Below are 23,473 nucleotides of genomic sequence, written 5' to 3' on the forward strand. Positions count from 1 at the left end.
GCGTTAGTCTCCCCGCGTTGGAGTGGCGCGCTGACGCAGGCGTTCGGTGACCGCCTCCCAGCGCCGCTCCCAGGTGGCATCCAGCTCGCCGCTGGCGCTGGTGACCCGGCAGCCGCCACGGCTCAGGGCGTCATCGGGCTGCAGCTTCCAGCCCAGGGCGGCGAGCTCGTCGCCGAGCACCGGCGTCACCAGGGCCAGGTCATCGGGATGCAGCCACAGCCGGGTGCCGCCGTTGAGCGGGGGCTCCACGTGCAGCAGCTCGCGCACCAGGTCGACGACCTGCTCGGGGCGGGCGGCGAGGGCCTCGCCGGCCAACTGGCGGCCGGTGGCCAGGGCCAGGGCCACCAGTTCCTCGGCCACCTGGTCGTCGAGGCCGTCCAGGGCCTCGCGGAAACCGGCGGCCAGCTCGCGCAGGGGCGTCAGGGTCGCCTCCAGTTGTCGGGCCAGTTCCGTCTCGGCGGCGGCGCGTCCCTCGGCCAGTCCCTGGGCATAGCCTTCCTCCTGGCCGCTGGCCAGGCCCGCCCGATAGCCCTCGTCGCGGGCCGCCTGGCGCACCTGTTCGCGAAGCCGGGCCAGCTCCTCGTCGCGGCGGCGGGCGGCCTGGCGCAGGGCGTCGCGGCGGCGATGCTCGCGCTCGACCTGGTCGCGCTGGGGACTGCCCAGCTCGCCCATCTGCCAGCGGCGCCAGCTATCGTCCCGATCGTCGGAGGCGTCGCGATGGGACTCAGACATAGGTGTCGTCTCCGCCGCTCAGCACGATCTCGCCGCCGTCGGCCAGGCGACGGACGACCTGCAGGATCGCCTTCTGCTCGGCTTCCACCTGGGAGAGGCGGATGGGGCCGCGGGCCTCCATGTCCTCGCGCAGCAGTTGGGCGGCACGCTGGGACATATTGTGGGTGAACTTGTCCACCAGCTCGTCGGCGGAGCCCTTGAGGGCCACCACCAGGGAGTTGGTGTCGATCTCCTTGAGCAGCAGCTGGATGGAGCGGTCGTCCAGGTCGAGCAGGTTCTCGAAGACGAACATCTCGTCGAGGATCTTCTGGGCCAGGTCCTCGCTGTGGGCGCGGATGGTCTCCACCGCCACCTCCTCCTGACTGGTGTTCATCAGGTTGAGGATCTCGGCGGCGGTCTTCACGCCGCCCATCTTGCTGCGCTTGAGGTTCTGGCCGTCGAGCATGCTGCCCAGCACCTCGGTGAGCTCCTGCAGGGCCGCCGGCTGCACGCCGCTGAAGGTGGCGATACGCAGCACCACGTCGTTGCGCAGCTTGTCGTCGAACAGCTCCAGCACATCGGCGGCCTGGTGGCGCTCCAGGTGCACCAGGATGGTGGCGATGATCTGCGGGTGTTCCTCGCGGATCAGCTCGGCCACCACCGAGGGCTCCATCAGGTTGAGGGAGTCGATGCCGGAGTTGGTGTTGTGGGCCTCGAGGATGTCCTCAATCAGGCTGGAGGCGCGTTCGCCGCCCAGGGCCTTGGTCAGCACCGAACGGATATATTCGCTGGAGTTGATGTTGAGCGCCGAGAGTTCTTCGCTGTCGCGGAAGAAGTGCTCCAGCACCCGGCGCATCTCCTGGTGAGAGACCTGATTGAGGCGGGCCATCTCCTGGCTGACCTCCTGGATCTCCTGGGGCCCCATGAACTTCAGCACCTCGGCGGCGCTGTCCTCGTCCAGGGCCAGTAGCAGGATGGCGCTGCGGCGCACGCCGCTCATCTCGCTGGTCGTGGCGTTACTCATCGTCGTTCACCCAGCTGCTGAGGATCATCGCCACCAGACGCGGATCCTCCTGTGCCAGTTCACGCAGATCGTTGAGATTCTGCTCGTAGGCGCCCGCCTTGCGGCGACGCTTCTGCTCGAGGCCTTCGCGACCGGCCGGTTCGGCGTCACCGTCGGCCTTGGCCTCGCCGCCGGATTCGGGGCCCTCGTCGTCGCCGATGCTGGCGAGCAGCTTGCCGGAGGCGCCGGCGGGCACGGCGATGGGGGCCGGGGCCTCGGTGTAGCGCTTGATCAGCGGACGCAGCACCAGCCAGTAGAGGAGCAGGCCCGCCACGAAGACCAGCAGGTAGCGGGCGATGCCGAAGGCCAGTGCCTGCAGCTCCGGCTCCTGCCACCAGGCAAGCTCCAGGAGGCCGTCGTCGGTCGGCTCGAAGGGACTATTGACCACCTCCAGGGCATCGCCGCGCGCCGGCGAGAAGCCCATGGCCTGGCGGGTCAGGCGCTGGATCTGCTCCAGTTCCTCGTCGCCGAGGGGCACCAGGGTGGGGTTGCCCGCCTCATCGACGCCGTCCCGATAGTTGACCACCACCGCCACCGAGAGCCGCTCGACCTGGCCGCGCTGATGCTGGATATGGGCGACGTTGCGATCCACTTCATAGTTGATCACGTTGTCGTGGCGCAGTCGGCTGGGGGGCTCGGCCTCGTCACCCTCGGCATCACCCTCGGCATCGGCCTCCTCGGAGGCATCGATGGGGGAGGGGGCGATGCCCGGGGGGGTGTTGCTCAGGGCGCCGGGAATGCCCATGGCCAGGTCGTCGCCGCCCTGGTAATCGGCGCTGTTCTGCAGGCTGCGTACCGCGGCGCGCTGCGGGTCCTGGTTGGGGCCATAGCGCTCCTCGGTCTCCTCGCGGCGGGTGAAGTCCACGTCGGCGGTGACCTGGGCGCGGATATTGTGCCGCCCCAGTACCGGCACCAGGATATTCTCGATGCGCCGCTGGTAGGCCCGCTCGATCTCCTGGACATAGTCGAGCTGGGTGCCGTCCAGGTCGCGGCCCGGGCCACTGGGCTGGGAGAGCAGGCGGCCGCTCTGGTCCACCACGGTGACGTCTTCGGCGGCCAACTCCGGCACGCTGCTGGAGACCATATGAACGATGGCGGTGACCTGGCCGTCGCCCAGGGTGCGCCCGCCGTGCAGGGTCAGCAGCACCGAGGCCTTGGCCGGCTCCTGTTCGCGGACGAACACCGACTGCTTGGCCATGGCCAGATGCACCCGGGCCCGGGATACCGGGCCCAGGGATTCGATGGAGCGGGAGAGTTCTCCCTCCAGGCTGCGCTGGAAGTTGATCTGCTCGGCGAACTGGCTGATGCCGAAGGCCTGGCCGTCCATCAGCTCGAAGCCCACGTTACCGCCCTGGGGCAGGCCCTGTTCGGCCAGTTGCAGGCGCAGGGTGTGGACCTGGTCGCCGGGCACCAGTAAGGCCTGGCCGCCCTGGCTCAACTGGTAGGGCACGCCGCGGCTGTCCAGCTCGTTGATGATGCGGCCGCCATCGGCTTCGCCGAGGTTGCTGTAGAGGACGCGATAGTCGGGGCTGCGGGCCCACAGCAGCAGGGCGATGATGATCGCCACCACGGCCGCCCCGGCCAGCAGCAGCGGCAGCAGGGGGTTGCCGCGCAACTGGTCGAGCAGGCGTTGCTGCAGTGAGCCCTGGGGCGTGTCGCCGCGGGCGGCGGTCCCGTCGCTCATGCGTGCCTCCCGGCGTCAGCGTGGGTGCGCGGCGACCTGGCGGTGATGGCCGTGGTTACGGGCAGAGGGGCATGGGGCATGGTGATATCCATTCATCGCGGTTTGCCGTCCCGTCGACCGGGCGGAACTGTGATGCACGCCATTATCGGCGTGGCTGACCAGCCCAAAGGTAGGAATAGTCGGGTTTTACAGGCGCATTTGCCGGCTTGGTGGCCGGGGCAAGGCTGCTAGCCTCCTCTCAGCGTGTCACAGGAGCCGAATCTCATGTCCACCCCCGCTATTCATGCTGCTTTGCAGCAGATGCAGAGTCTCTCTGCCCAGGCCTCTGCTTCGCCGCTGAGCGGCCCGGCCGCCGCCGGCCAGGGCGGCTTCGCCGCCGAGCTGGCCAACTCCATCCAGCGCATCAATCGCCTGCAGCAGAGCGCCAATGCCCAGGCCACCGCCTTCCAGGCCGGTGATCCCAATGTGGCGCTCAACGACGTCATGGTCGATATGCAGAAGGCCAGCGTGGCCTTCCAGATGGGCCTCCAGGTGCGTAATCGCCTGGTCAGCGCTTACCGGGACGTGATGAATATGCAGGTGTAGGGCCAGGCCCTGCGAGGAGTCGAGAGCCTACGCCTCGAGGGAGATCAGCCGGCCCCTGACCTCTTCCAGGCGCTCGGCGATGGCCAGGACCTCCTCGGAGGGAATCTGGCGGATCAGCTCGCCGCTGTCGCGATCGACGATGCGCGTGATGGTGCGGTTGCCGACATCGGCCAGTTCGAACTCCACGCCGTAGTTGCGCATCACTTCGTTGATGCGCTGCAGCGGCTCCACCAGCGCCGCCTCTTCGGGGGGCGCCGCCTGGCTGAGTTGGCCGCCGGCGGTGGGTAGGTTGGCCAGCAGAGCCTCGACGCGCTGACGCGGGGTCAGGTCGTTGAGGGGGGAGCCGGGGGCATGGGCACTGACATCCGCTATCGGGTGACTCATGGAAGGATCCCTTGCGTGAGTGGTTGGAAGTCTTGTTTTTCTTATTGAGTCCATCGGCCATGACGGCGGGAACTTTAGCGCCTTCTCATGGCATCGAGTCGAGAGCCGGAATATGAACCCCTCCACCCTGATCGGAATCGTCGCCAGCCTGCTGATGCTGGCCAGTGTGGTGCTGTGGAGCGCCGATAGCGCCACCGCCTTCCTCAACCTGCCGGGGCTGGCCATCGTGGTCATCGGCACCCTGGCGGCCACCTTTATCAGCTATCCGCTGCGCGAGGTGGTGCGGGTGGTGCGCCTGGTCGGCCTGGTGTTCCGCCGCGAGAATCGCCACGAGTGCGAAGATATCGACGCGCTGGTGGCCCTGGCCCGGCTGTGGTTCAAGGGCGACGTGCGGGCGGTGGAGCGGCGCCTGGAGGCCTGCCCCAACCCCTTCCTGCGCACCGGGGTGCAGTTGGTGATCGATCACACCTCCGACGAGGAGATTCATGACCTGCTGCGCTGGCGCATCGCCCGGCTCAAGGCCCGGGAGCGCGCCGAGGCGCAGATCTTCCGTACCATGGCCCTCTATGCGCCGGCCTTCGGCATGATCGGTACCCTGGTGGGGCTGGTGAATATGCTGGGGGTGATCGAGGCCGGCCAGCTTACCGTGATCGGCGAGCGCATGGCCCTCGCCCTGCTCACCACCTTCTATGGCATCGTGCTGGCCAACCTGGTGTTGAAGCCCATCGCCGTGAAGCTGGAGCGGCGCACCGAGCAGCGCCTGATCGCCATGAACATGATCCTCGAGGGGATCTCGCTGATGTCGCGGCGGCGCCTGCCCTCGGTGATCGAGGAGAGCCTCAAGTCCTTTATCGCCCATCACCATGACGAGCTGCGCGACGGTCAGGGGCAGGAGGACGGTGTCTCGAGCCGCTGGCGACTGCCGCGGCGCCGGCCGGCGTCCACCGCGACGGGCGACGAGAGCGAGGCCTCCCATGCCGGCTAGTTATCGCGGGCGCCATCGTCACGATAGCCTCTTCGAGGAGCTCGAGCCCGACGAGGGGCAGAGCGGCTGGATGCTCAGCTATATCGATATGATGACCCTGCTGGTGACGCTCTTCGCGCTGCTGCTCTCGCTGACGGCGGTGTTTCGTGGCCCCGCCGAGGCCAGTCCGATGGATCTCGGCCCGGCCGAGGCGAGCCCCGCCCGGGCGGAGGTCTCGCCCTTTGCCCTGGTAGCGGCGCTGCGCGTGGCCGAGGGGCCCCGCGTGCCGGCCCCGCCACGGCCTCGCGGTCGGGATCCCCTGGACCTGCCCCGGCCCATCGACTGGGCGCCGCCGCGCCCCGCCGCGCCGGCGCCGGCGCCGGCCCTGGCGGTGCGGCGCGTGCCCTATGCGCTGCCGTCTGCGACGCCCGGGTTACCGGCGCTGGCCCTTCACGAGGCGCTGGATCCCGAGGCCTGGCAAGACCTGACCCTGGTGGTCACCGAGCGACCGCCGAGTAACGTGCAGCGCCTCGACCCCGAAGCGCTGGCCGGGGCCGAGCGCCTCCAGGCGGAAGTGAGTGCTCGCCTCGATGAGGCGCGCGAGCTGCCCAGCCTGGAGGGGGTGGAGATCTCGCCGGTGGCGGAAGGGCTCAACCTGCGCATCCAGGACCGCCTGCTCTTCGATAGCGCTACCGCCGAGCTGAGCGAGGCCGGCCGCGAGCTGATCGAGCGCCTGGTGGCGATCATCCAGCGTTATGAAGGCACCGTCTCGGTGGAGGGGCACTCCGACGACCGGCCGATCTTCACCGACCGCTTCCCCTCCAACTGGGAGCTCTCCTCGGCCCGCGCCATCGTCATCCTGCGCCAACTGGAGGCGGCCGGCGTCGACGCCTCGCGGCTGCGCGCCATCGGCTACGGCGAGACCCGGCCCCTGGCCAGTAACGACAGCGCCGAGGGCCGTGCCACCAATCGCCGGGTGGAAGTGATCGTTCACTTATAGCCCTTCGTGACCAGTCAAAGCTGGCTCCTCTAACTCAGTGGGAGCTGGCTTTAGCCGGCGATTCAGGCCGGATCGGCTGATTTACACTCGCCTCCCTATCGCCTGCTGAAGCAGGCTCCCACAACACCGGGGGCCTCACCAAGCCAGTGGGAGCTGGCTTTAGCCGGCGATTGGCGCCGCCAGGCGCCTCGGTTTTCCCGCTCAATCACCCGGCATGGCCGAGTTCCCACCGGGCCCTGATCTGGGCTCATTTCCCCTTCCTTGATCCATATCAACGCCCCTCGCCCGCGACTCGCCTGCCTTCGCTATTTTGAATGCTTCCTCGACCCAGGGAAGTCCCTGTCCAGGAGGTTTGGCCCGCTGATACGCGGTATCGGCCCCAAGCGAGCGATCTGCGCTTAGGATGGATTGCGTCCGGGTATGGATCGAACCCGGCACAATAACTACAAGGGAGTTCTCAGCAGATGCAGGAGCCTATTCGGGAATTAAAGTGTCCGCCGAGCGGCCGGCCCAAGCCATTCGCTACCACCGGTGTCGACTGCCGGCTGCTGGCCATCGCCATCGAGCAGAGCCCGGTGGCCACCGCCATTACCGATGCCGAGGGACGCTTCGAGTTCGTCAACCGGCGCTTTATCGAAGTGACCGGCTATGGCCGCGACGAGCTGCTGGGCCAGACCCCGGCGCTGATCAAGTCGGGGCATACCCCGCCGGCGGTCTACCAGTCGCTGTGGCGCACCCTGGCGGCGGGGGAGGTGTGGCGGGGCGAGCTCCTCAATCGAAAGAAGAGTGGCGAGCTCTACTGGGAAGCGGAGATCATCACCCCGGTGCGTGATGGGCAAAGTGGCATGGTGCGCTATGTGGTGGTCAAGGAGGACATCACCCAGCGCAAGCGTCACGAGAGCGAGCTGCGGTTGCTGGCCACCGCCTTCGAGACCGGCCAGGCGACCCTGATCACCGACGCCGAGATGCGTATCGAGCGGGTCAATGCGGCCTTCAGTGCCATCACCGGCTACCGGGCCGAGGAGGTGATCGGCGAGACGCCGCGGCTCTTCAAATCGGGGCGCCACGACGAGGCCTTCTACGCGGCGCTCTGGGAGGCGGTATTGACCACCGGCCACTGGCAGGGCGAGATCTGGAGTCGCAACAAGGCGGGGGAGATCTACCCGCTCTGGCAGTCGATCACCGCGGTGGCCGACGAGGCCGGCGAGATCCGCAACTTCGTGGCGGTGTTCCATAACATCAGCGAGCGCAAGCGCATGGAGCGTGAGCTGGCCCGCCAGGCCACCCGGGATCACCTGACCGGGGCGCTCAATCGCCGCGGCTTCGACGAGGCCCTGGCCGGTGCGCTGGCCGAGGCGGAGTGCCAGGCGCAGCCACTGTCGCTGCTGCTCTTCGATATCGATCACTTCAAGGCGGTCAACGACCGTCATGGCCATGACCGCGGCGATGCCATCCTGCGGGCCCTGGCCAAGCGGGTACAGGGCAGCCTGCGCTCCAGCGACCTGCTGGCCCGCTGGGGCGGCGAGGAGTTCACCCTGCTGCTGCCGGGCACCGATTCCTCGGGGGCCCGGGCCATCGCCGAGCGGCTGCGTCAGGCGGTGGCGGCTGCGCCTTTCGCCGGGCTCTCGGTGACCATCAGCCTGGGGGTGGCCAGCGATCGTCCCGGCGAGTCGGCCCAGGCGCTGCTGCAGCGCGCCGATGCGGCGCTTTACCAGGCCAAGGGGCAGGGGCGCAACCGGGTGATGGTCGATGGTCAAGATCGGCACATTAGTGTTGAATTCTAATATAACAAGCACAAGATGACCGGCTAAGGAGCCCGAGTATGTGTTCTTCTCAAGGGCTGGTGCCGGAACCGAAGTCGTCCCGGGTGTTATCGCCGGGCGTGGTCCCGGGAAGCGGATGGCGAAACGAGACTCCCCATGCCGACCGGGCCTTCTTCGATGCCAGCGAGGCGATGCTGATCACCGATGCCGAGCAGCGCATCCTGGCGGTGAATCCGGCGCTGGAGGCCCTGGTCGGCCTCGACGCGGCGACCCTGCGCGGGCGCTCGCCGGACGGCTTCGTCGCCCCTCGGCAAGGGGCCTCCCAGTGCCTGGCGGACTGGCAGCTACTGCTGCAGCAGGAACAGGGGCGCCTGGAGATGCTGCTCCACGACGCCCAGGGGGGCGACCGCCCCACGCTATTCTCCTTCCGTCGGGTACGCGATGCCGCCGGTATGACCTCCCATCATGTGGTGACCCTGACCGCCCTCGACCGCTCCCTGGAAGGTGGTGCCCGGCGGGCCAGTCGCGAGGCCTATTTCGATGCCCTGACCGGCCTGCCCAACCTCAAGCTGCTCACCCAACTGATGCAGGATGCCATCGTCCACGCCCAGGGGGCCGGCGAGACCCTGGCGGTCTGCTCCCTGGATATCGACCACTTCAAGCGCATCAACGACCAGCTGGGCGAGCTGGCCGGCGACCGGCTGCTGGTCAGCTTCGCCCGCCGGGTCAGCCACCTGCTGGCCGGCGACGAGGTGCTGGCGCGCGTCGGCGGCGACGAGTTCGTGCTGCTGCTGCACCGCGAGCCCGACGAGGCCTTCCTGGAGCGGTTGCTGACGGCGATTCGCCAGCCGATTCGCCTCGACGGCCAGACACTGCGGCTCTCCGCCAGTATCGGCGTGACCCTCTACCCCGATGACGAGCAGGAGGGCGACGTCCTGTTGCGCCACGCCACCCAGGCCATGTACCGGGCCAAGCAGCGTGGACGCAACACCTACCATCGCTTCGATCCCGGCCACGACCGCCAGCTGCAGGCGCGCCAGGCCCAGCGGGAGCGCTTCGCCCGGGCCATCGCCAACGACGAGCTGCGCCTCTACTACCAGCCCCAGGTGGATATGCTCGGCGGCCGGGTGGTGGGCCTCGAGGCCCTGGTGCGCTGGCAGCATCCCGAGCGCGGCCTGCTGGCGCCGGGCGAGTTCCTGCCGGTGGTGGAGGGCACGCCCCTGGCAGCGTCGCTGGGCGAGTGGGTGATCCTTCGCGCCCTGAGGCAACTGAGTGCCTGGCAGGCGCAGGGCATCACCCTGCCGGTCAGCGTCAATATCAGCCCGGTGCATCTGTTGCAGGCGGATTTCGTGACGCACCTGGAGAAGCTGCTCGAGCAGTACCCCGAGGTGCCATCGTGTCGGCTCAAGCTGGAGGTGCTGGAGAGTGCCGCCATGCACGATATCCAGGCGGCCCTGGAGGCGATCCACCGCTGCAAGGCGCTGGGCATCGCCACCGCCATCGACGACTTCGGCACCGGTTTTTCGTCGCTGACCTACCTGCGCCAGCTGCCGGTGGACCTGATCAAGATCGACCAGAGCTTCGTGCGCGATATGCTGGTGGACGGCAACGACATGGCCATCGTCGAGAGCGTCATCTATATGGCCAAGCGCTTCGGACGGCCCATGCTGGCCGAAGGGGTGGAGACCCTGGCGCATGCCCGCGCCCTGGTGGCGCTGGGCTGCCACCAGGCCCAGGGCTACGGCATCGCCCGCCCCATGCCTCCGGAGCAGTTACCCACCTGGCTGGCCACCTGGCCGGGGCGTGAGGAATGGCAGTGGCTGGGCTGATCCGGCCGGGCCGCCCAACTTTCTGTGGGAGCACGCATTAGCGTTGGTCCGGCGTTTCGGCGATTGGCGCCGTCAGGCGCCCCGGCTTGGCCTTTTGGAAATTTTCCCTAAAGTTCTTCATCCAGCAGCCGATATCACAAAAAGAAACCTCTTTTCGGTCTTCAAGGGAGCTGAACTCCATGGCAAGCATCTCATCACTCGGCATCGGCTCCGGCCTGGATCTAAATGGCCTGCTGGATCAGCTGCGTAGCGCCGAGAGAAAGCAGCTCGAGCCGCTGAGCCGACAGGTCGCCCAGCAGGAGGCCAAGATCTCCGCCTACGGCCGGCTCAAGTCCGGCGTCGACAAGCTGCAGAATGCGGCGGAGGCACTCAATGATTCGGCGCTATTCCAGAAACTCTCCGCCAGCGTCCAGGGCGATGGCCTGTCGGCCTCGACCAGCGAGTCGGCGAGTCCCGGTCGCTATGATATCGAGGTGACCAGTATCGCGACTGCCGGTACGCTGGCTTCGACTCGGGTAGATAACCTGGAGGATAGCCTCACCGATGCCGGTGCCACTCTGGATCTCGACTTCGGCGACGGCAGCAGCTATCAGGTGAGCTTGGAGGCCGGCAGCACCCTGGAGGGGATTCGCGACACCATCAATGCCGATGAGAATGCCGGCGTCGATGCTTCTATCATCAATGACGGTACCGGCCACCGGCTGGTGCTCTCCTCGCGGGAGACCGGGGCCGATGCCGGCATTACTGGCATGACCTTCAATGGGCTGTCGGCCGGCGTGACCCTGGGGGAGGATGCGGGCACGGCGCGTCTGGGTAAGGATGCCGAGCTCAGCATCAACGGCATTACCATCACCAGTGCCACCAATACCGTGGAAGAGGCCATCCAGGGGGTGACCCTGACCCTATCTCCCGAGGCCGAGGGCAATACCCTGAGCCTGACCGTGTCCCAGGACAAGGGCTCGGTCAAGGAGGCCGTCAACAAGTGGGTCTCCGCCTACAACGAGCTGCAATCCACCATCGGTCGCATGATCAAGCCCGGTAGCGATGATAGTGCTTCGGGTGAGTTGATCGGCGATCGCACCGTGCGCACCCTGGAATCCCGTATGGTGCGTGACCTGACCAGCAGCGTGCCGGGCGGCGACTTCTCCCTGCTCTCGGACCTGGGGATTTCCCTGACCAAGGAGGGGCGCCTGGAGGTCGACGAGGAGGTGCTGGATGCCGCCATCTCGGAGTCTCCCGGGGCGGCGGCGTCTTTCTTTGCCGGTGATAGCGAAGAGAGCGGTATGGCAGGCACCTTCAGTGCCACCCTGGAGCAGATGCTGGATGATAATGGCATGATCGGTAATGCCATCGAGGGAGCCGAGAGTCGCGTCGATAGTCTCACTGAGCGTTTCACACGCATGGAAGCGAACGTGGAGCAGACCATCGAGCGCTATCGCAAGCAGTTTGCGGCGCTCGACGGCATGATCGCCCAGATGAACCAGACCAGCTCCTACCTGACGCAACAGTTCGACGCCATGAGCGCGCAGCTGGGTAACAAGAAGTAATCTAGCCTCTCGTGCTCCTGCCGGAAGTGGGAGTGCACTTTAGTACCGGGCCGACGTTTCGGCGATTGGGCGCCCTCGGGCGCCCGTTGCTTTTTCCACCTTCCGCCACCTTGGTAGCCCTCCTTAGCTGCTTGGCCAGAAAAATTTTCTCCCAACCCTAAAGTCCTTTCTCGATCCGCCGTTAAAAGGAATAACGGCCAACGGCGCCGTTGCGGCAGGCCCCACCGATGCATGGCTCGGGGCGGCCAATGGAGCCCTCAACAGATTGGGAAGGAAATCACCATGTCCGTGATCAATACCAACATCACTGCGATGATCGGTCAGTCCAACCTGACCAAGTCTCAGAACGCCCTCTCCACCTCCATGGAGCGTCTGAGCTCTGGCCTGCGTATCAACAGTGCCAAGGACGATGCCGCCGGTCAGGCCATCGCCAACCGCATGACCAGCCAGATCACCGGCCTGGCCCAGGCCCAGCGTAACGCCAACGACGGCATCTCTGTGGCCCAGACCGCCGAGGGTGCCCTCAACCAGGTCAACGACAACCTGCAGCGTATCCGTGAGCTGACCGTCCAGGCTCAGAACGATACCAACTCCGCCGATGACCGTGCCTCCATCCAGGCCGAGATCGATCAGCGCCTGACCGAGATCGACCGCATCTCCGAGCAGACCGATTTCAACGGCGTCAAGGTACTGGCCAGCGACCAGAGCCTCTCCATTCAGGTCGGCGCCAACGATGGTGAGTCCATCGACGTTAATCTGGAGAAGATCACTGCCAGCACCCTTAGCCTGGACAGCTTCAACGTCAATGGCGCCGAAGGCACCCTGACTAGCCTCGCTAGTGCCGGTGGCGCTACTGCGACTGCCGCCTTCGAGCAGGCTTACGGCACCGCGACCAGCATCACCACCACTACGGTGAACGATTTCACCACCGCTCTGGCTACCGAGCTCGGTGTTGGCGCAGCAGCCATCACCAACCAGGTGACTGCCAAGGTGGATGAGGCCGGCAACTGGTACGTGGATGTCACCATCAATACCACTAATGCCTCAGAACTCACTGCCCTGAACCTGCAGGGTCTCGAAGTGGAATCCGGGGTGGCCAAGACCTTCCAGGTGGCGCTGGAGCCGTCTGATGCCGATATCACCAGTGTCGCGAATACCGCAGGCTTTACCCTTGACGGTAGCGAGCTGAGTGCCAAGGACCTGCTGAGCGGTGCCACTGCCAACCCGATGGGCCAGCTGGACGATGCCCTGAAGAAGGTAGACGAGCTGCGCTCCGACCTGGGTGCCATCCAGAACCGCTTCGAATCGGCCATCACCAACCTGCAGACCAACGAGACCAACCTCTCCGCGGCTCGTTCGCGCATCGAGGATGCCGATTACGCTTCTGAAGTCAGCAACATGACCCGTGCACAGATCCTGCAGCAGGCCGGTACCTCCGTGCTGGCTCAGGCTAACCAGGTGCCGCAGAACGTGCTGTCCCTGCTGGGCTAAGCTAGCCGCTAGAAATCACGACTCTTCGTGGTTTTCCAAGCAGGTCCCCTTGGGGGCCTGCTTTTTTATGGCATGTTGCTGGCTCTTTTCCCCGCTTTGCCGGGGTGGCGTTTTTGTTACCTTGAGGCAATAGCCGAATTTCGACCAAGGTGTCACCCATGAGCCGAAGCAAGAGAAAAGCTAGCCGACCAGCCGCTATGCAAACGCTTTCAAGCAATAGAGAGTTTCCTAGCGTGGTACAGGCTAGGCAGCGCATGGAGCAAAGCCCCGACAATCCTATCCATCGCAAGGCCCTGGCAAGTGCCTTGCTTCGAGAAGGACGGTTGGATGAGGCATCAAGTCACTTCAATCAATTGATAGAAAGTGGATATGCTGACCATGAAGTCTATGGAAGGCTGTCTGAGGTTAAGCATCGGCTGGGCCATGCGGAGCATGCGGAAGAACTTTTGATAAAGGCCCTGGAGATTAAGCCGGATTATGCCGAGGCCCTTCATGGCATGGCATATTTGTTAAACAAAAGAAATAAGAATAAAGACGCCATCGAGTATATGGAGGAGGCTTGCAGGCTTCAGCCGAAGAGTGTCGTTTTTATTTCATTTAAAGCAATAATTTTGGTTTCTCTTCACCGTTATTCAGAGGCTTTGGAATGCTATGAGAAAGGGCTGTCTATCTCTCCAGATGACCCTGCGCTACTGAATAACTATGGCAATGCTTTGAATGATCTAGGGCTTCTTGATGAGAGTATTTTGGCATACAAGAAAGCGATGTGTATGCCTAATGCCACTCCATTGGCATTTTCTAACTTTATTACTACAGTGCATTATCATCCTAGTTATTCTGGTGGTGATATTGAGAGGTTGTGTCGCGAGTGGAACGATAGATATGTATCAGGCCTGGTGGTGAATCGCCGGGTTTCAGATGATAAGCGTCCCGATAGAATCATCCGTGTGGGTATGGTGTCGGATGGATTTAGAAATCACCCCGTAGGACAGATGACTGTATCTGCACTGGAGCAGTGTTATGGAAAGGGAGTGGAGTTTTATTTTTATACCACTTCCAATCATGTGGATTATATAACTGAACGGTTCAAGAAGATTGCCGCTGCCTGGTCTTTGGTCGATCACCTTGATGATGCGGGGGTTGCTGATAAGATAAGGCTCGATGAAATAGATGTTCTCATTGATTTGGCGGGGCATAACTCAGGAAATAAGGTGATGGCTATGGCCATGGAGCCTGCGCCTGTCATCGTCAAGTGGGTCGGTGGTTTGATAAATACTACCGGTGTCGAGGCTATAGATTATCTTATCAGTGATGGTGTGGAAACACCTCGAGGCGTCGATGATAAGTATGTGGAAAAGCTGATAAGATTGCCTGATGACTATATCTGCTATACGCCGCCGCCTTACTATCCTGCCGTGTCATTACTGCCGGCAAAGTCTAACGGTTATATAACTTTCGGTTGCTTCAATAACGCCAAGAAAATCAATAGTGATGTCTTGCGATGCTGGGCCGGAATCATGCGAGAAGTTCCTGGATCTCGCTTGTTTCTGAAAAGCCTTCAGTTTGATAGTTTGAAGTTGCGTGATGGTGTCATCAGTACTATGGCTGGTTTTGGCATATCATCCGACCGCCTGTGTATCGAGGGGCCGTCATCGCACATAGACCTTCTTACGGCCTATCAAAGGGTAGATATTGCCTTGGACCCTTGGCCCTATTCTGGTGGTTTGACGACGTGTGAGGCCCTATTGATGGGGGTGCCGGTAGTGACGTTGCCCGGCCCAACCTTCGCAGGTCGTCATAGCGCTACCCATTTGATCAATGCCGGCATGCCTGAGCTCGTTACCAATAGCTGGGATGAATATCGTGAACGTGTCATCGAGCTGGCCTCCGATCTGGATAGCCTGGCCACGATTCGCAAACACCTTCGCCAAGTGTTGCTGGAATCACCCGTATGCGATGCTCAGCGCTTCGCTACCCACTTTACCGATGCCATCCGCGCCATCTGGCAGCGCTACTGCGAAGGCAAGCCGCCGGCGGCGTTGACCTTCAACAAGGAAGGCAAGGCCTGGTTCGAGGGGGAAGACGAACCGGTTACCATTCAGTATGCGCCGGAGCGGGAACAGGCGGATACCGGCTTCAGCTGGAAGTTGCCCGGCAAGATTATTGCCCTCGACAATAGCGCCAAGCTGGTTCGGCAGGATGGCTTCGATTCGCTGCGCCGGTTGAATGCCTTCGGCGTCGTGGCCTTCGATCCCGCCAGCCGCGTGGGGAGCCCTGATCGGTTCGAGGGTAGCGAGGATGTCCAGGTATTCCCGCATGCCGTGCTCGGGGATGGCCAGCCCGCAACCCTCTATGCCTGCCTCGACCCGGCCTTAAGCGGCACCCTGGAACCGCTTCCCTCCGGCCAGCAGTTCGGTGCCAATGCTCAGGGCGCCAAGGTGTTGACCCAACTGCCCATCAATACCATCGCCCTGGATAGCATCGAGGGCCTGGAGAGCCTCGATTGGTTGATCCTGGATGACCTTAGCGATGCCATGGCCATCCTGGAGCACGGTGAAAAGGCCCTGAAGGAGGCCCTGCTGATTCAGGTGCGGGTCGCCTTCCGGCCGACCCATCGACGCCAGCCGAACCTCGCCGAGCTGCAGCATTGGATGGCCCGCCACGGCTTCCACTTCTACCGCTTCAATGACGAACAGTTCCGTAGCCACCTGCCCGATAGCGTATTGGCAGAGAAGCGTCAGGCCTCGGAGTTGATATCGGCGGATGCGTTGTTCCTGCCAGATGCCGAGCGTATGGAACGGCTTGGTGAGCCGCAGCGTATCAAGCTGGCCTTCCTGCTCGGTACCGTCTTCGGTGTCAAGGATCTGGCCTATCGGCTGATTGAGCGTGTTGATCCTGGCCAGGCAGAAGCTTTCCTGGCAGGGGAGGGGCTACTGGAGGAGCCCAACTCTACACCGAAGACCGCTTCCGCACTGCCGACTGTCGTGACCGCCGAGCGGGACAAGATCGTGGAAGCCAATTTTGAGATTCCCGATGCGCCCTTTATGTCTGCGGCAGAACGCCGGCTATTCAAGAAAACACTCGAGTGTGCTACGCGCTATTTCGAGTTCGGCTCGGGTGGCTCTACAGTATGGGCGGTTCAGCAGGGGCTGATCGTCGAGGGGGTCGAAAGTGATGACAAGTGGGTGAACGCCCTAAAGCAGCGTCTTGGCTCGGCGTGTCGAGTGGCCGCGGTGGATATCGGCCCCACGGGTGACTGGGGGTATCCTACTTCTTCTTCCTCCATTGATAAGTTTCCAGACTACAGTCGAGCCATTCATCGACACGATATGGCGTTCGACCTGGTTCTTGTGGATGGCCGTTTCCGTGTCGCCTGCATCTTGGCCGCGATTCAGCATATCTTCCGCTGGCATGATGAACCCCAGAGTGCCAGGTTGTTTATTCACGATTTCTGGAATCGCCAGCAGTACCATACCGTCCTCGAATTCCTCGAACCCATCGAGCGGGTCGAGACCGCCGGAGTATTCAAGGTAAAACCTGATTGCGACCTCGGTCGAGTCAGTAAGCTGTGGCACGAGTTTTCCATTCAGCCGGCGTAGGGATCGAGGACATGAGAATCACTATCTTCGGCAGCGGCTACGTGGGGCTGGTTACCGCCTGCTGCCTGGCCGACGTGGGCCACCATGTGATGTGCATGGATGTGGATACTGACAAGATCGCTCGACTCCGCCTTGGCGAGGTGCCCATCTACGAGCCGGGCCTGGCCGAGCTGGTACGGCATAATCTAGTGGCTGGGCGGCTGCACTTCACCACCCAGGCCGCCGAGGCGGTGGCCTTCGGTACCCTGCAGTTTATCGCCGTGGGTACGCCGCCGGATGAGGATGGCAGCGCCGATCTTCAGTATGTGCTGGCGGTGGCGGAGAGCATCGGCCGGAATATGGATGACTTCAAGGTTATCGTTAACAAGTCCACCGTGCCGGTGGGCACCGCCGAAAAGGTGCGAGCTCGGGTGGCCGAGGTGCTGGCCGAGCGCGGTGTGGAGATTCCCTTTGAGGTGTGCTCCAACCCGGAGTTCCTCAAGGAAGGCTCGGCCATCGAGGACTTCAACCATGCGGCACGGATCATCGTGGGCACCGAGAGTGAGCGCGTCAGGTCGCTGATGCGCGAGTGCTATGCTCCCTATATTCGCCTGCAGGAGAAGCTGGTCTTTATGGGCGTGCGTTCGGCGGAGCTGACCAAGTATGCCGCCAATGCGATGCTGGCCACCAAGATCAGCTTTATCAACGAGGTTGCCAATCTGGCCGAGCGCTTGGGTGCCGATGTTGAGGAGGTGCGCCGGGGTATCGGCTCCGATCCGCGTATTGGCTATCACTTTATCTATCCCGGCTGTGGCTATGGTGGCTCCTGCTTTCCCAAGGACGTGCGCGCCCTGGCACATACCGCCTCGGAAGTGGGGTACCAGGCCGAATTGTTGGATGCCGTGGCCGCGGTCAACCGGCGCCAGAAGCAGACCCTCTTCGAGAAATTGGCCTTGGCCTTCGATGGTGATCTGGCCGACAAGACCATTGCCATCTGGGGACTCTCCTTCAAGCCCAATACCGACGATATGCGTGAGGCGCCCAGTCGCGATCTGATGGAGTCCTTGTGGCAGGCCGGTGCCAGGGTAAACGTCTTCGATCCCAAGGCCATGGGCGAGTGCCGTCGCCTGTATGGGCGTCGGCCCGAACTACTGTTGGCCGAAGATCGCGAGCAGGCGGTTGCCGGAGCCGATGCCCTGGTGATCTGCACCGAATGGAAGGAGTTCCGTGCCGTGGATTTTCACTGGCTACGCCAGACCCTGCGCAGCCCGGTGGTGGTTGATGGGCGCAATCTCTATGATCCAGCCCTGGTACGAGATGCGGGATTGCTTTATTTCGCGGTAGGAAGAGGAATGTCACTATGCCGAGATGAAAAGGTGAAATGAGTGCAGTGTCGAGTCCAATTTTTCAACTGATATGTCCTATGGGTTGGGTTTTAAGTATTAAAGTCTTAAAGTGTTTAAGTCTTTATGGGATTTTATGGGAGGTTTAAATGGCGTTTTTCGGTGCCATTTGTCGGATATTGTTGCTCTAATATTCGCTGGTGGATCGGTCGCCTTAAGAGCCAAATTTCTGGCTAAACCCCGATCCTGAAGATGGGTGGAAAGGCTGATCTTTGCGAAAAGTCACCGATACGTCGGATCGCGGATAAAGTCAGCCACTATGGCTAGATAATTAGACTGGCCGCCGAAAAAAATCGCTAGCTAAGGCTAGCTACTTTTGTCTCTGTGCAGTCTGGCGAAGGCTTGCCTGATCTCGTTTAGGGTCACCTTGGCCAGCAATTTCAGGCGTTGATTGATCAGGCCTGGGTAGCAGCTGGAAGTTGCGCTAAGAGGAGGGAGGGGCGGAGTTCATACTCAAGGTTTTTCCGATATGGCCGATAGCACCGATAGGGCGGGGAGAGTTATCCCGGAGTAAGTCCCACCCATGTTTCCCGAGGAGTCACCGTGAGCCTTAAAGCCAGCCACTTTCTCGATCACATCCTTCCCAAGCTGGGGCATATCGAGACCTATGCCTCCCTGACCCTGGATCGACAGATTCAAGAGGCCCTGGATGCGGGCGTGCGGGAGCGGCGGCGCCGGCAACGCCAGGCCCTGTCGCTTCAACTGCTGCCGATTCGCATGAATATCGAGAGCCTGACCCGGCGTTACGCCTTCGATCTGCGACGGGCAGAGGAGGGTAAGGGGGATGCGATCCTCGAGCCCGATGCCAGCGAGCAGGAGGCGCTCGCCACCCTGGAGGCCATGCATCGGCAGCTGGGGTTGGGCGAGAATACCAGGGAATAATGGGGTGTTTGGCAGCCGTGTGTGTATTTTTGAGAAGGTGGAATTGCCCTGGCATCGTGAAATGCCAGGCCGACACTAGCCATGCTAGAGGTTGCGAACGAAATCGAAGGGTTCCCGAGTGCCGTCATGCAGTGTCATCTGCAGGGTGAACTCGTTGTTGTCATAAAAGATCTGCCGAAGCGACCAGATATAGGATTGGCCGTTGAGCATAAGGCGGAACGAGACGATGGCATTGTCTAGATCCACCTCGGTGATGGTGACCGGAACGCGCTCACCATTGATGGTGAGTTGGCTACGATCACGATCCCGGAAATCGACGCACACCATGGTGTTGTCGTACTCCGATACCCAGACACCGCTGATATCCTCGAGTTGGTATTGTTCCATCTCTTTATCGAACTCAGGGGTCAGAAAGGACGCGATAAATAGAAGAAGAGCACCAATGGGGGCGATGGTCAGCCCCAGGGGCTTGGTGAAGAAGCCAAGTGTACCGGGCCAGGTCGTTTCATCCATCATGACCTTGCGGTATAAGCATGCTAACGGCAGACTCTCAGAAAACTTTAGCCCTGTTTTGATGTTCCATCCTGGATTCAGGGGGGTAAGAGAGCCTCCTTGGCTCATTCCCATACTTGGCGACACATTCCTGAGCTTTACCGGGCAAAGGCGGGCAACAGAGATGCCGTTTTGTCGCCGGATGCCAAGGAGCAGAAGGCGATGGCTAGGCTGGATGGCATCTATTGGCAGCTGGGGTTGGGGAAGAGTGCCGAGGGTAGGGGCACCTGACGGCGCCAATCGCCGAGACGTCGGGCCGACACTAAAGTGTGCTCCTGCGGTCATGGTGGTTGGCTGCGGCAGATCGCCTGGCCACACCAATCGATCGCCGGCTAAAACTGCCTGTTACGATGCGGTGAGAAGTGTCGCCGACCCATTAGCGGGTAGAGTTCCGTTGCCGGGATGGGGCGGGCGATCACATAGCCTTGAGCGGTGTCGCAGCCCATCTCGGCGAGGGCCTGTAGCGTCTCTCGGTCTTCGATGCCTTCCGCCGTGACCTTGAGTCCCAGGGTGTGGGCCAGCTCGATGGTCGAGGCAATAATGGCTTGATCGCGACGATTTTCCAGCATATTGCGGATAAAACTGCGGTCGAGTTTGACCTCCTCGATGGCGAACTTGCTCAGGTAGGAGAGTGAGGCATAACCGGTGCCGAAATCATCGACGGCACAAGGGATACCGGCCTCCCGTAGCGTGGCGATGACCCTCTGGGTGTGATCATGGTCCTGGATTACGCCGGTCTCGGTAATTTCCAGTCGCAGGCCCCGGAGACTCCCGGAGATTCCCCTGTCGCGGATAAAGTCCACCAGCTTGGCGTCGTCGGCCAGGTCCCGGGCGGCGATATTGACGCTGATGCCGAAGTCGGGATCCCGAGTGCGGCAGCGGGCCAGTTCTTCGATGGTCTCCTCGATCACCCAGCGGGTGACGCGGGTGACCAGGCCGGTCCTTTCCAGCAGCGGGATAAAGTGTCCCGGGGGTATCGGCCCCAATCGAGGGTGATGCCAGCGGATCAGTGCCTCGGCCTCCCTGATGCGCCCACTGCCCAGGTCCAGCTTGGGCTGGTACAGCAGCCGCATATCGCGGGTGCCATGCTGGCGAAAGTCATGCAGCAGGATGAGGTCCCTGGGGTCGGGTTGCAGCTGGGGGGTGTAGATGCACCAGGGCTTGCCGTCGGCGTATGCCGAGGCATAGGCCGTTATGGCACGACGCACCAGCTCCTCGGCGTGGGACGAGGATGCATCGTCGCTGTCGTCGGCACGGCCGACACTGAGCCCCATGATGATGCCGGGGTCGACATGGATATCCTCGATCTTAAAGGACCCGGTCAAGAGAGCGGAGGCCTCCCCGGGCGTCATATCGGGTCGGGCGACGAGGGCGTAGGCGCCGGTGCCGATATGGCTTACCAGGGGGACGTCGAGGCCCTTGAGGTGGCGGGAAAAGTCCCTCAGCAGCTTTTCGTGGCCCGTTCGACCGAAGGTGCTGGTCACGGATTCCAGGCTCAACAGGCGCAGGAAGACAAGCGTGGGCGCCCAGTCAGGCTCCTCGTGAAGCCGGCGCTCGAGCCCGTCGATAAAGGCCTGGCGACTGAGAAGGCCGGTGAGCGTGTCATGTTTCACCTGGTAGCGCAGCTGCTTTTCGAGCCGTTGGCGGGACTCCAGCTCTACCGCTAGCTGGAAGGTTCGCCTGGCCACCTGGCGTTTCAGGTACCAGGCACCGGCCAGGCTGAGCAATATCAGCAGCAGCAGGGGAAGGACGATCCAGGCGATGGTATTCAGGTGGTCGGCCATCGTCGGCTGTTGCCACTCCAACTCGGGCAGCCACTCCTGATAGATGGCGAAGTAGGTGCCATCCGCCTGCATGGCGGCGAGCTGGTAGTTCAGCCAATCCAGGAGTTCGGTATTTCCCTTGCGGACGGCGAAGACATAGGGCCGGGGCCAGAAGGGGGAACTGGTCATTTGCACGTCCAGCTCGGAGGCATGGCGCCTGCCGTTGAGGGCGGCCTCCACGCAGGCCTCGGCCTCCCTGCTGTGCACGGCCAGCACGCAGGCATGCTCGCTCTCCATGGGGAGCAGTGTGATGTCGGGATACTCTTCCGCCAGGCGTACATGGGCATAGCTATCTGTCGTGACGGCGACGGTATGGCCGCTTAGGGTGGCCAGGTTGCTGAAGTGGCCGCCCTCGGCGTGGGCGAGGATGCCGTGGAACTGATAGTAGAAGGGATCCGTGAAGTCGTAGCGATGGCGGCGGGGTTCCGAGGCGAAGAGGGCGATGGCGTCGGCCTCGCCGGAATCGACGGCATGCAAGGCTTGCGCCCATGGCATCAGCCGGTGCTCCACCGCCACGCTACCCTGCTGCGCCATGCGTTCCTGCAGGTCGATGATAAAGCCCCTGGCCAGCCCCTGGGAGTCGAGCCATTGAAACGGGGCATAGGTCGAGGAGCCGGAGAAGATGATCTTGTCGTCCCGGTCGGGGTGCAGGTGTCCCGCGGCGCCGTCGGGGTAGGCCCCGACGAGTAGCAGGCCGGTCGCTAGTGCCAGGAGGCGGAACAGACCGACGAGGTTATGATGCATCCCGGCTCCTTGATGTCCTGTGGGCTACGTCGAGGCCAATCAAAGTTTAGCCGTTGATGCCGTTGCCGCCTTGCCAGCGAACCAACGTTGGAGAAAACGCCCGGGGGAGGAGTTTCGGGTTCTATAAAAAAGAGTCGGCAGGGCGGTCTGGTGCACGGGGTCCGCACGATTAAAGGGCGCCAGATGGCGCCCATCGTTCGGCGGAGCCGAGCCCCGACAATGATCAGTTAAAGGTCGAGGGAAATCAGGCACTGGCCGGCGAGGTATTGGCCAGCCGCGCCTTGAACTCCTCGGGAGAGATTTCCTTACGGTCGGTGGTAAGAATGCGCCCACCCAGGGCATGCACCGCCATCACCAGGTCGATAAAGGTGGTGGGGTTTCGGACCACGCTCTGCTTGTTGATAAATTTGATCAGTACCGAGATGCCGTCCATCGGCGGGTGGTCGCCCTCCTGATGCAGCGGCGGTAGCCGTCCGGGGGAGCTGGAATGGGCGATGGTCAACTGATAGCTGGCGCTCTGGGAGGTGACGTAGTAGACCCCCAGGCCGGCATCGTAGAAGGCGTTGCGTTCCTTGAGCTGCTCGGCCAGGCGTCGGCTGGTTTCCGGTGAGGGAGTGTCGAAGACCACGAACCAGCATTGTTTCAGGGCCTGTGCCTGCTCTCGAGGAGGGCGTCGTGAGTGGCGCTGCGGGGCGGCGGGTTGCTCGTTGCTGGCAACCATTGGGGGCGGTGTGGCGGGAGCCTCCTCACGACTTTCTGGCGGTGCCTTCTGGCGTAGATGGCTGCGGTAGTAGGCCAGGGCGACCCAGATCGCCGCCACCAGGGCGGCCCCACTGAAGAGTAATGTCCACCACATCTTGAGCTCCATAGCGTACCTGCTTCCTTTCTCGTTGTTGTGTTAACCGACGTCTCCGGTCGGTTGTTGGAGATGATGTTCCCCCCAAGCGCCTTCCGGGATCAAGGGGGCGGGCTAAAGTGGCCTGCCGATTAGCCGATATCCCTGATGTAAGGACACGCCAGTCCCCCGACGGGCGTCGGTGAACGCCATTGCTGTTTAAGGACTATCGGTGAAAATAACTACACAATTTGCTGTTTCCCACGACACTCAGGGCGCTAGCCATGGCCTATGGCGGCTGCACTATGCCAATCGACCCGAGGTCACCCTGTCCTATCATCGCGGCCGCGAGGCGGCCCATCTGGCGCAGCTGCGCCTGGAGGCCTTGCCCGAGTCGCTGATCGAGCTGATCTGCAACAAGGCCGCCAAGCTCGGCCTGGAGCAGCGCCTGAGATTGGCCCATGAGGTGGGGCATGTGCTGGAGACCTGGCCGGCCGCTGACCTGGAGCACGAGCTGCGGCTGCTGGCCTTCAACCACTGCGCCATCCTGGTGGATGCCGCCGAGGCGGCCCTTCAACTGCTGGACCAGCGTCGCCAGGCCTGAGCCACGTTCAAGCTGGGCCGCTATCGGCCGA

19 protein-coding genes are annotated in these 23,473 nt (G+C 62.7%); 11 read left to right on the forward strand and 8 right to left on the reverse strand.

Going from position 1 to position 23,473, the window contains the following annotated elements; genetic code table 11:
• Positions 1-3: 3 nt before the first annotated feature.
• From ACQ1W9_RS06155 to fliF, 3 genes are read right to left on the reverse strand one after another with little or no spacing between them, the layout of a single operon-like run.
• Entirely contained in the window at positions 4-732 is a 729-nt protein-coding gene (locus ACQ1W9_RS06155) for a flagellar assembly protein FliH (protein ID WP_431025808.1), read from the reverse strand.
• The gene (gene fliG / locus ACQ1W9_RS06160) at positions 725-1,735 is read right to left on the reverse strand and encodes a flagellar motor switch protein FliG (RefSeq protein ID WP_431025809.1); all 1,011 of its coding nucleotides are present in this window, start codon (positions 1,733-1,735) and stop codon (positions 725-727) included. The genes ACQ1W9_RS06155 and fliG overlap by 8 nt, the downstream gene beginning before the upstream one ends.
• Positions 1,728-3,458, reverse strand: a complete 1,731-nt coding sequence (gene fliF / locus ACQ1W9_RS06165; RefSeq protein ID WP_431025810.1) for a flagellar basal-body MS-ring/collar protein FliF — start codon at positions 3,456-3,458, stop codon at positions 1,728-1,730. The genes fliG and fliF overlap by 8 nt, the downstream gene beginning before the upstream one ends.
• Positions 3,459-3,722: 264 nt before the next feature.
• Here fliF and fliE point away from each other — a divergent pair, with 264 nt between their 5' ends.
• Positions 3,723-4,043, forward strand: a complete 321-nt coding sequence (gene fliE, locus ACQ1W9_RS06170) for a flagellar hook-basal body complex protein FliE (RefSeq protein WP_346063296.1) — start codon at positions 3,723-3,725, stop codon at positions 4,041-4,043.
• 27 nt (positions 4,044-4,070) lie between these two features.
• Here the strand turns inward: fliE and ACQ1W9_RS06175 are convergent, their stop codons facing one another.
• A complete protein-coding gene (locus ACQ1W9_RS06175) occupies positions 4,071-4,427 on the reverse strand; it encodes a flagellar protein FlaG (protein ID WP_431025811.1) in 357 nt (118 codons plus the stop codon).
• A 112-nt stretch (positions 4,428-4,539) separates the two neighbouring features.
• On the opposite strand from ACQ1W9_RS06175, the gene ACQ1W9_RS06180 reads away from it, so the two are divergent.
• From ACQ1W9_RS06180 to ACQ1W9_RS06195, 4 genes are all read left to right on the forward strand, one after another.
• Positions 4,540-5,412, forward strand: coding sequence for a motility protein A (locus tag ACQ1W9_RS06180; RefSeq protein ID WP_431025812.1), 873 nt, complete (start codon positions 4,540-4,542; stop codon positions 5,410-5,412).
• On the forward strand, positions 5,402-6,391 hold the full coding sequence (locus ACQ1W9_RS06185; RefSeq protein WP_431025813.1) for an OmpA/MotB family protein: 990 nt from the start codon (positions 5,402-5,404) through the stop codon (positions 6,389-6,391). The genes ACQ1W9_RS06180 and ACQ1W9_RS06185 overlap by 11 nt, the downstream gene beginning before the upstream one ends.
• A gap of 464 nt (positions 6,392-6,855) precedes the next feature.
• Positions 6,856-8,175 (forward strand): sensor domain-containing diguanylate cyclase, encoded by a 1,320-nt coding sequence (locus tag ACQ1W9_RS06190; protein WP_431025814.1) that lies wholly within the window; start codon positions 6,856-6,858, stop codon positions 8,173-8,175.
• A gap of 38 nt (positions 8,176-8,213) precedes the next feature.
• On the forward strand, positions 8,214-9,983 hold the full coding sequence (locus ACQ1W9_RS06195; protein ID WP_431025815.1) for a putative bifunctional diguanylate cyclase/phosphodiesterase: 1,770 nt from the start codon (positions 8,214-8,216) through the stop codon (positions 9,981-9,983).
• Positions 9,984-10,020: 37 nt separating this feature from the next.
• On the opposite strand, the gene ACQ1W9_RS06200 is transcribed toward ACQ1W9_RS06195, so the two are convergent.
• The gene (locus tag ACQ1W9_RS06200; protein WP_431025816.1) at positions 10,021-10,164 is read right to left on the reverse strand and encodes a hypothetical protein; all 144 of its coding nucleotides are present in this window, start codon (positions 10,162-10,164) and stop codon (positions 10,021-10,023) included.
• Between ACQ1W9_RS06200 and fliD the strand changes: the two genes are divergently transcribed.
• The 5 genes from fliD to ACQ1W9_RS06225 all read left to right on the forward strand — a co-directional run bounded on the left by fliD (position 10,163) and on the right by ACQ1W9_RS06225 (position 18,884).
• On the forward strand, positions 10,163-11,530 hold the full coding sequence (gene fliD / locus ACQ1W9_RS06205) for a flagellar filament capping protein FliD (RefSeq protein ID WP_431025817.1): 1,368 nt from the start codon (positions 10,163-10,165) through the stop codon (positions 11,528-11,530). The two genes, ACQ1W9_RS06200 and fliD, sit on opposite strands and share 2 nt — an antisense overlap.
• Before the next feature lie 282 nt (positions 11,531-11,812).
• On the forward strand, positions 11,813-13,021 hold the full coding sequence (locus ACQ1W9_RS06210; RefSeq protein ID WP_431025818.1) for a FliC/FljB family flagellin: 1,209 nt from the start codon (positions 11,813-11,815) through the stop codon (positions 13,019-13,021).
• 158 nt (positions 13,022-13,179) lie between these two features.
• A complete protein-coding gene (locus ACQ1W9_RS06215; RefSeq protein ID WP_431025819.1) occupies positions 13,180-16,620 on the forward strand; it encodes a tetratricopeptide repeat protein in 3,441 nt (1,146 codons plus the stop codon).
• A gap of 11 nt (positions 16,621-16,631) precedes the next feature.
• Positions 16,632-17,984 carry a UDP-glucose dehydrogenase family protein gene (locus tag ACQ1W9_RS06220; protein WP_431025820.1) on the forward strand — a complete coding sequence of 451 codons (1,353 nt, stop codon included), beginning with the start codon at positions 16,632-16,634 and terminating at the stop codon, positions 17,982-17,984.
• A gap of 561 nt (positions 17,985-18,545) precedes the next feature.
• Complete coding sequence (locus tag ACQ1W9_RS06225; protein ID WP_431025821.1) at positions 18,546-18,884, forward strand: hypothetical protein; 339 nt, start codon at positions 18,546-18,548, stop codon at positions 18,882-18,884.
• Between the two features lie 84 nt (positions 18,885-18,968).
• Here the strand turns inward: ACQ1W9_RS06225 and ACQ1W9_RS06230 are convergent, their stop codons facing one another.
• From ACQ1W9_RS06230 to ACQ1W9_RS06240, 3 genes are all read right to left on the reverse strand, one after another.
• Entirely contained in the window at positions 18,969-19,511 is a 543-nt protein-coding gene (locus tag ACQ1W9_RS06230) for a hypothetical protein (protein ID WP_431025822.1), read from the reverse strand.
• Positions 19,512-19,768: 257 nt separating this feature from the next.
• Entirely contained in the window at positions 19,769-22,003 is a 2,235-nt protein-coding gene (locus ACQ1W9_RS06235; RefSeq protein WP_431025823.1) for a putative bifunctional diguanylate cyclase/phosphodiesterase, read from the reverse strand.
• Between the two features lie 244 nt (positions 22,004-22,247).
• Complete coding sequence (locus tag ACQ1W9_RS06240; RefSeq protein WP_431025824.1) at positions 22,248-22,859, reverse strand: hypothetical protein; 612 nt, start codon at positions 22,857-22,859, stop codon at positions 22,248-22,250.
• A gap of 211 nt (positions 22,860-23,070) precedes the next feature.
• On the opposite strand from ACQ1W9_RS06240, the gene ACQ1W9_RS06245 reads away from it, so the two are divergent.
• The gene (locus ACQ1W9_RS06245) at positions 23,071-23,442 is read left to right on the forward strand and encodes a hypothetical protein (protein ID WP_431025825.1); all 372 of its coding nucleotides are present in this window, start codon (positions 23,071-23,073) and stop codon (positions 23,440-23,442) included.
• Positions 23,443-23,473 lie beyond the last annotated feature (31 nt).

Origin of the sequence: Halomonas sp. H5 (genome assembly GCF_050613175.1) — a bacterium.
In the GTDB taxonomy this organism is placed as follows: domain Bacteria; phylum Pseudomonadota; class Gammaproteobacteria; order Pseudomonadales; family Halomonadaceae; genus Bisbaumannia; species Bisbaumannia salifodinae.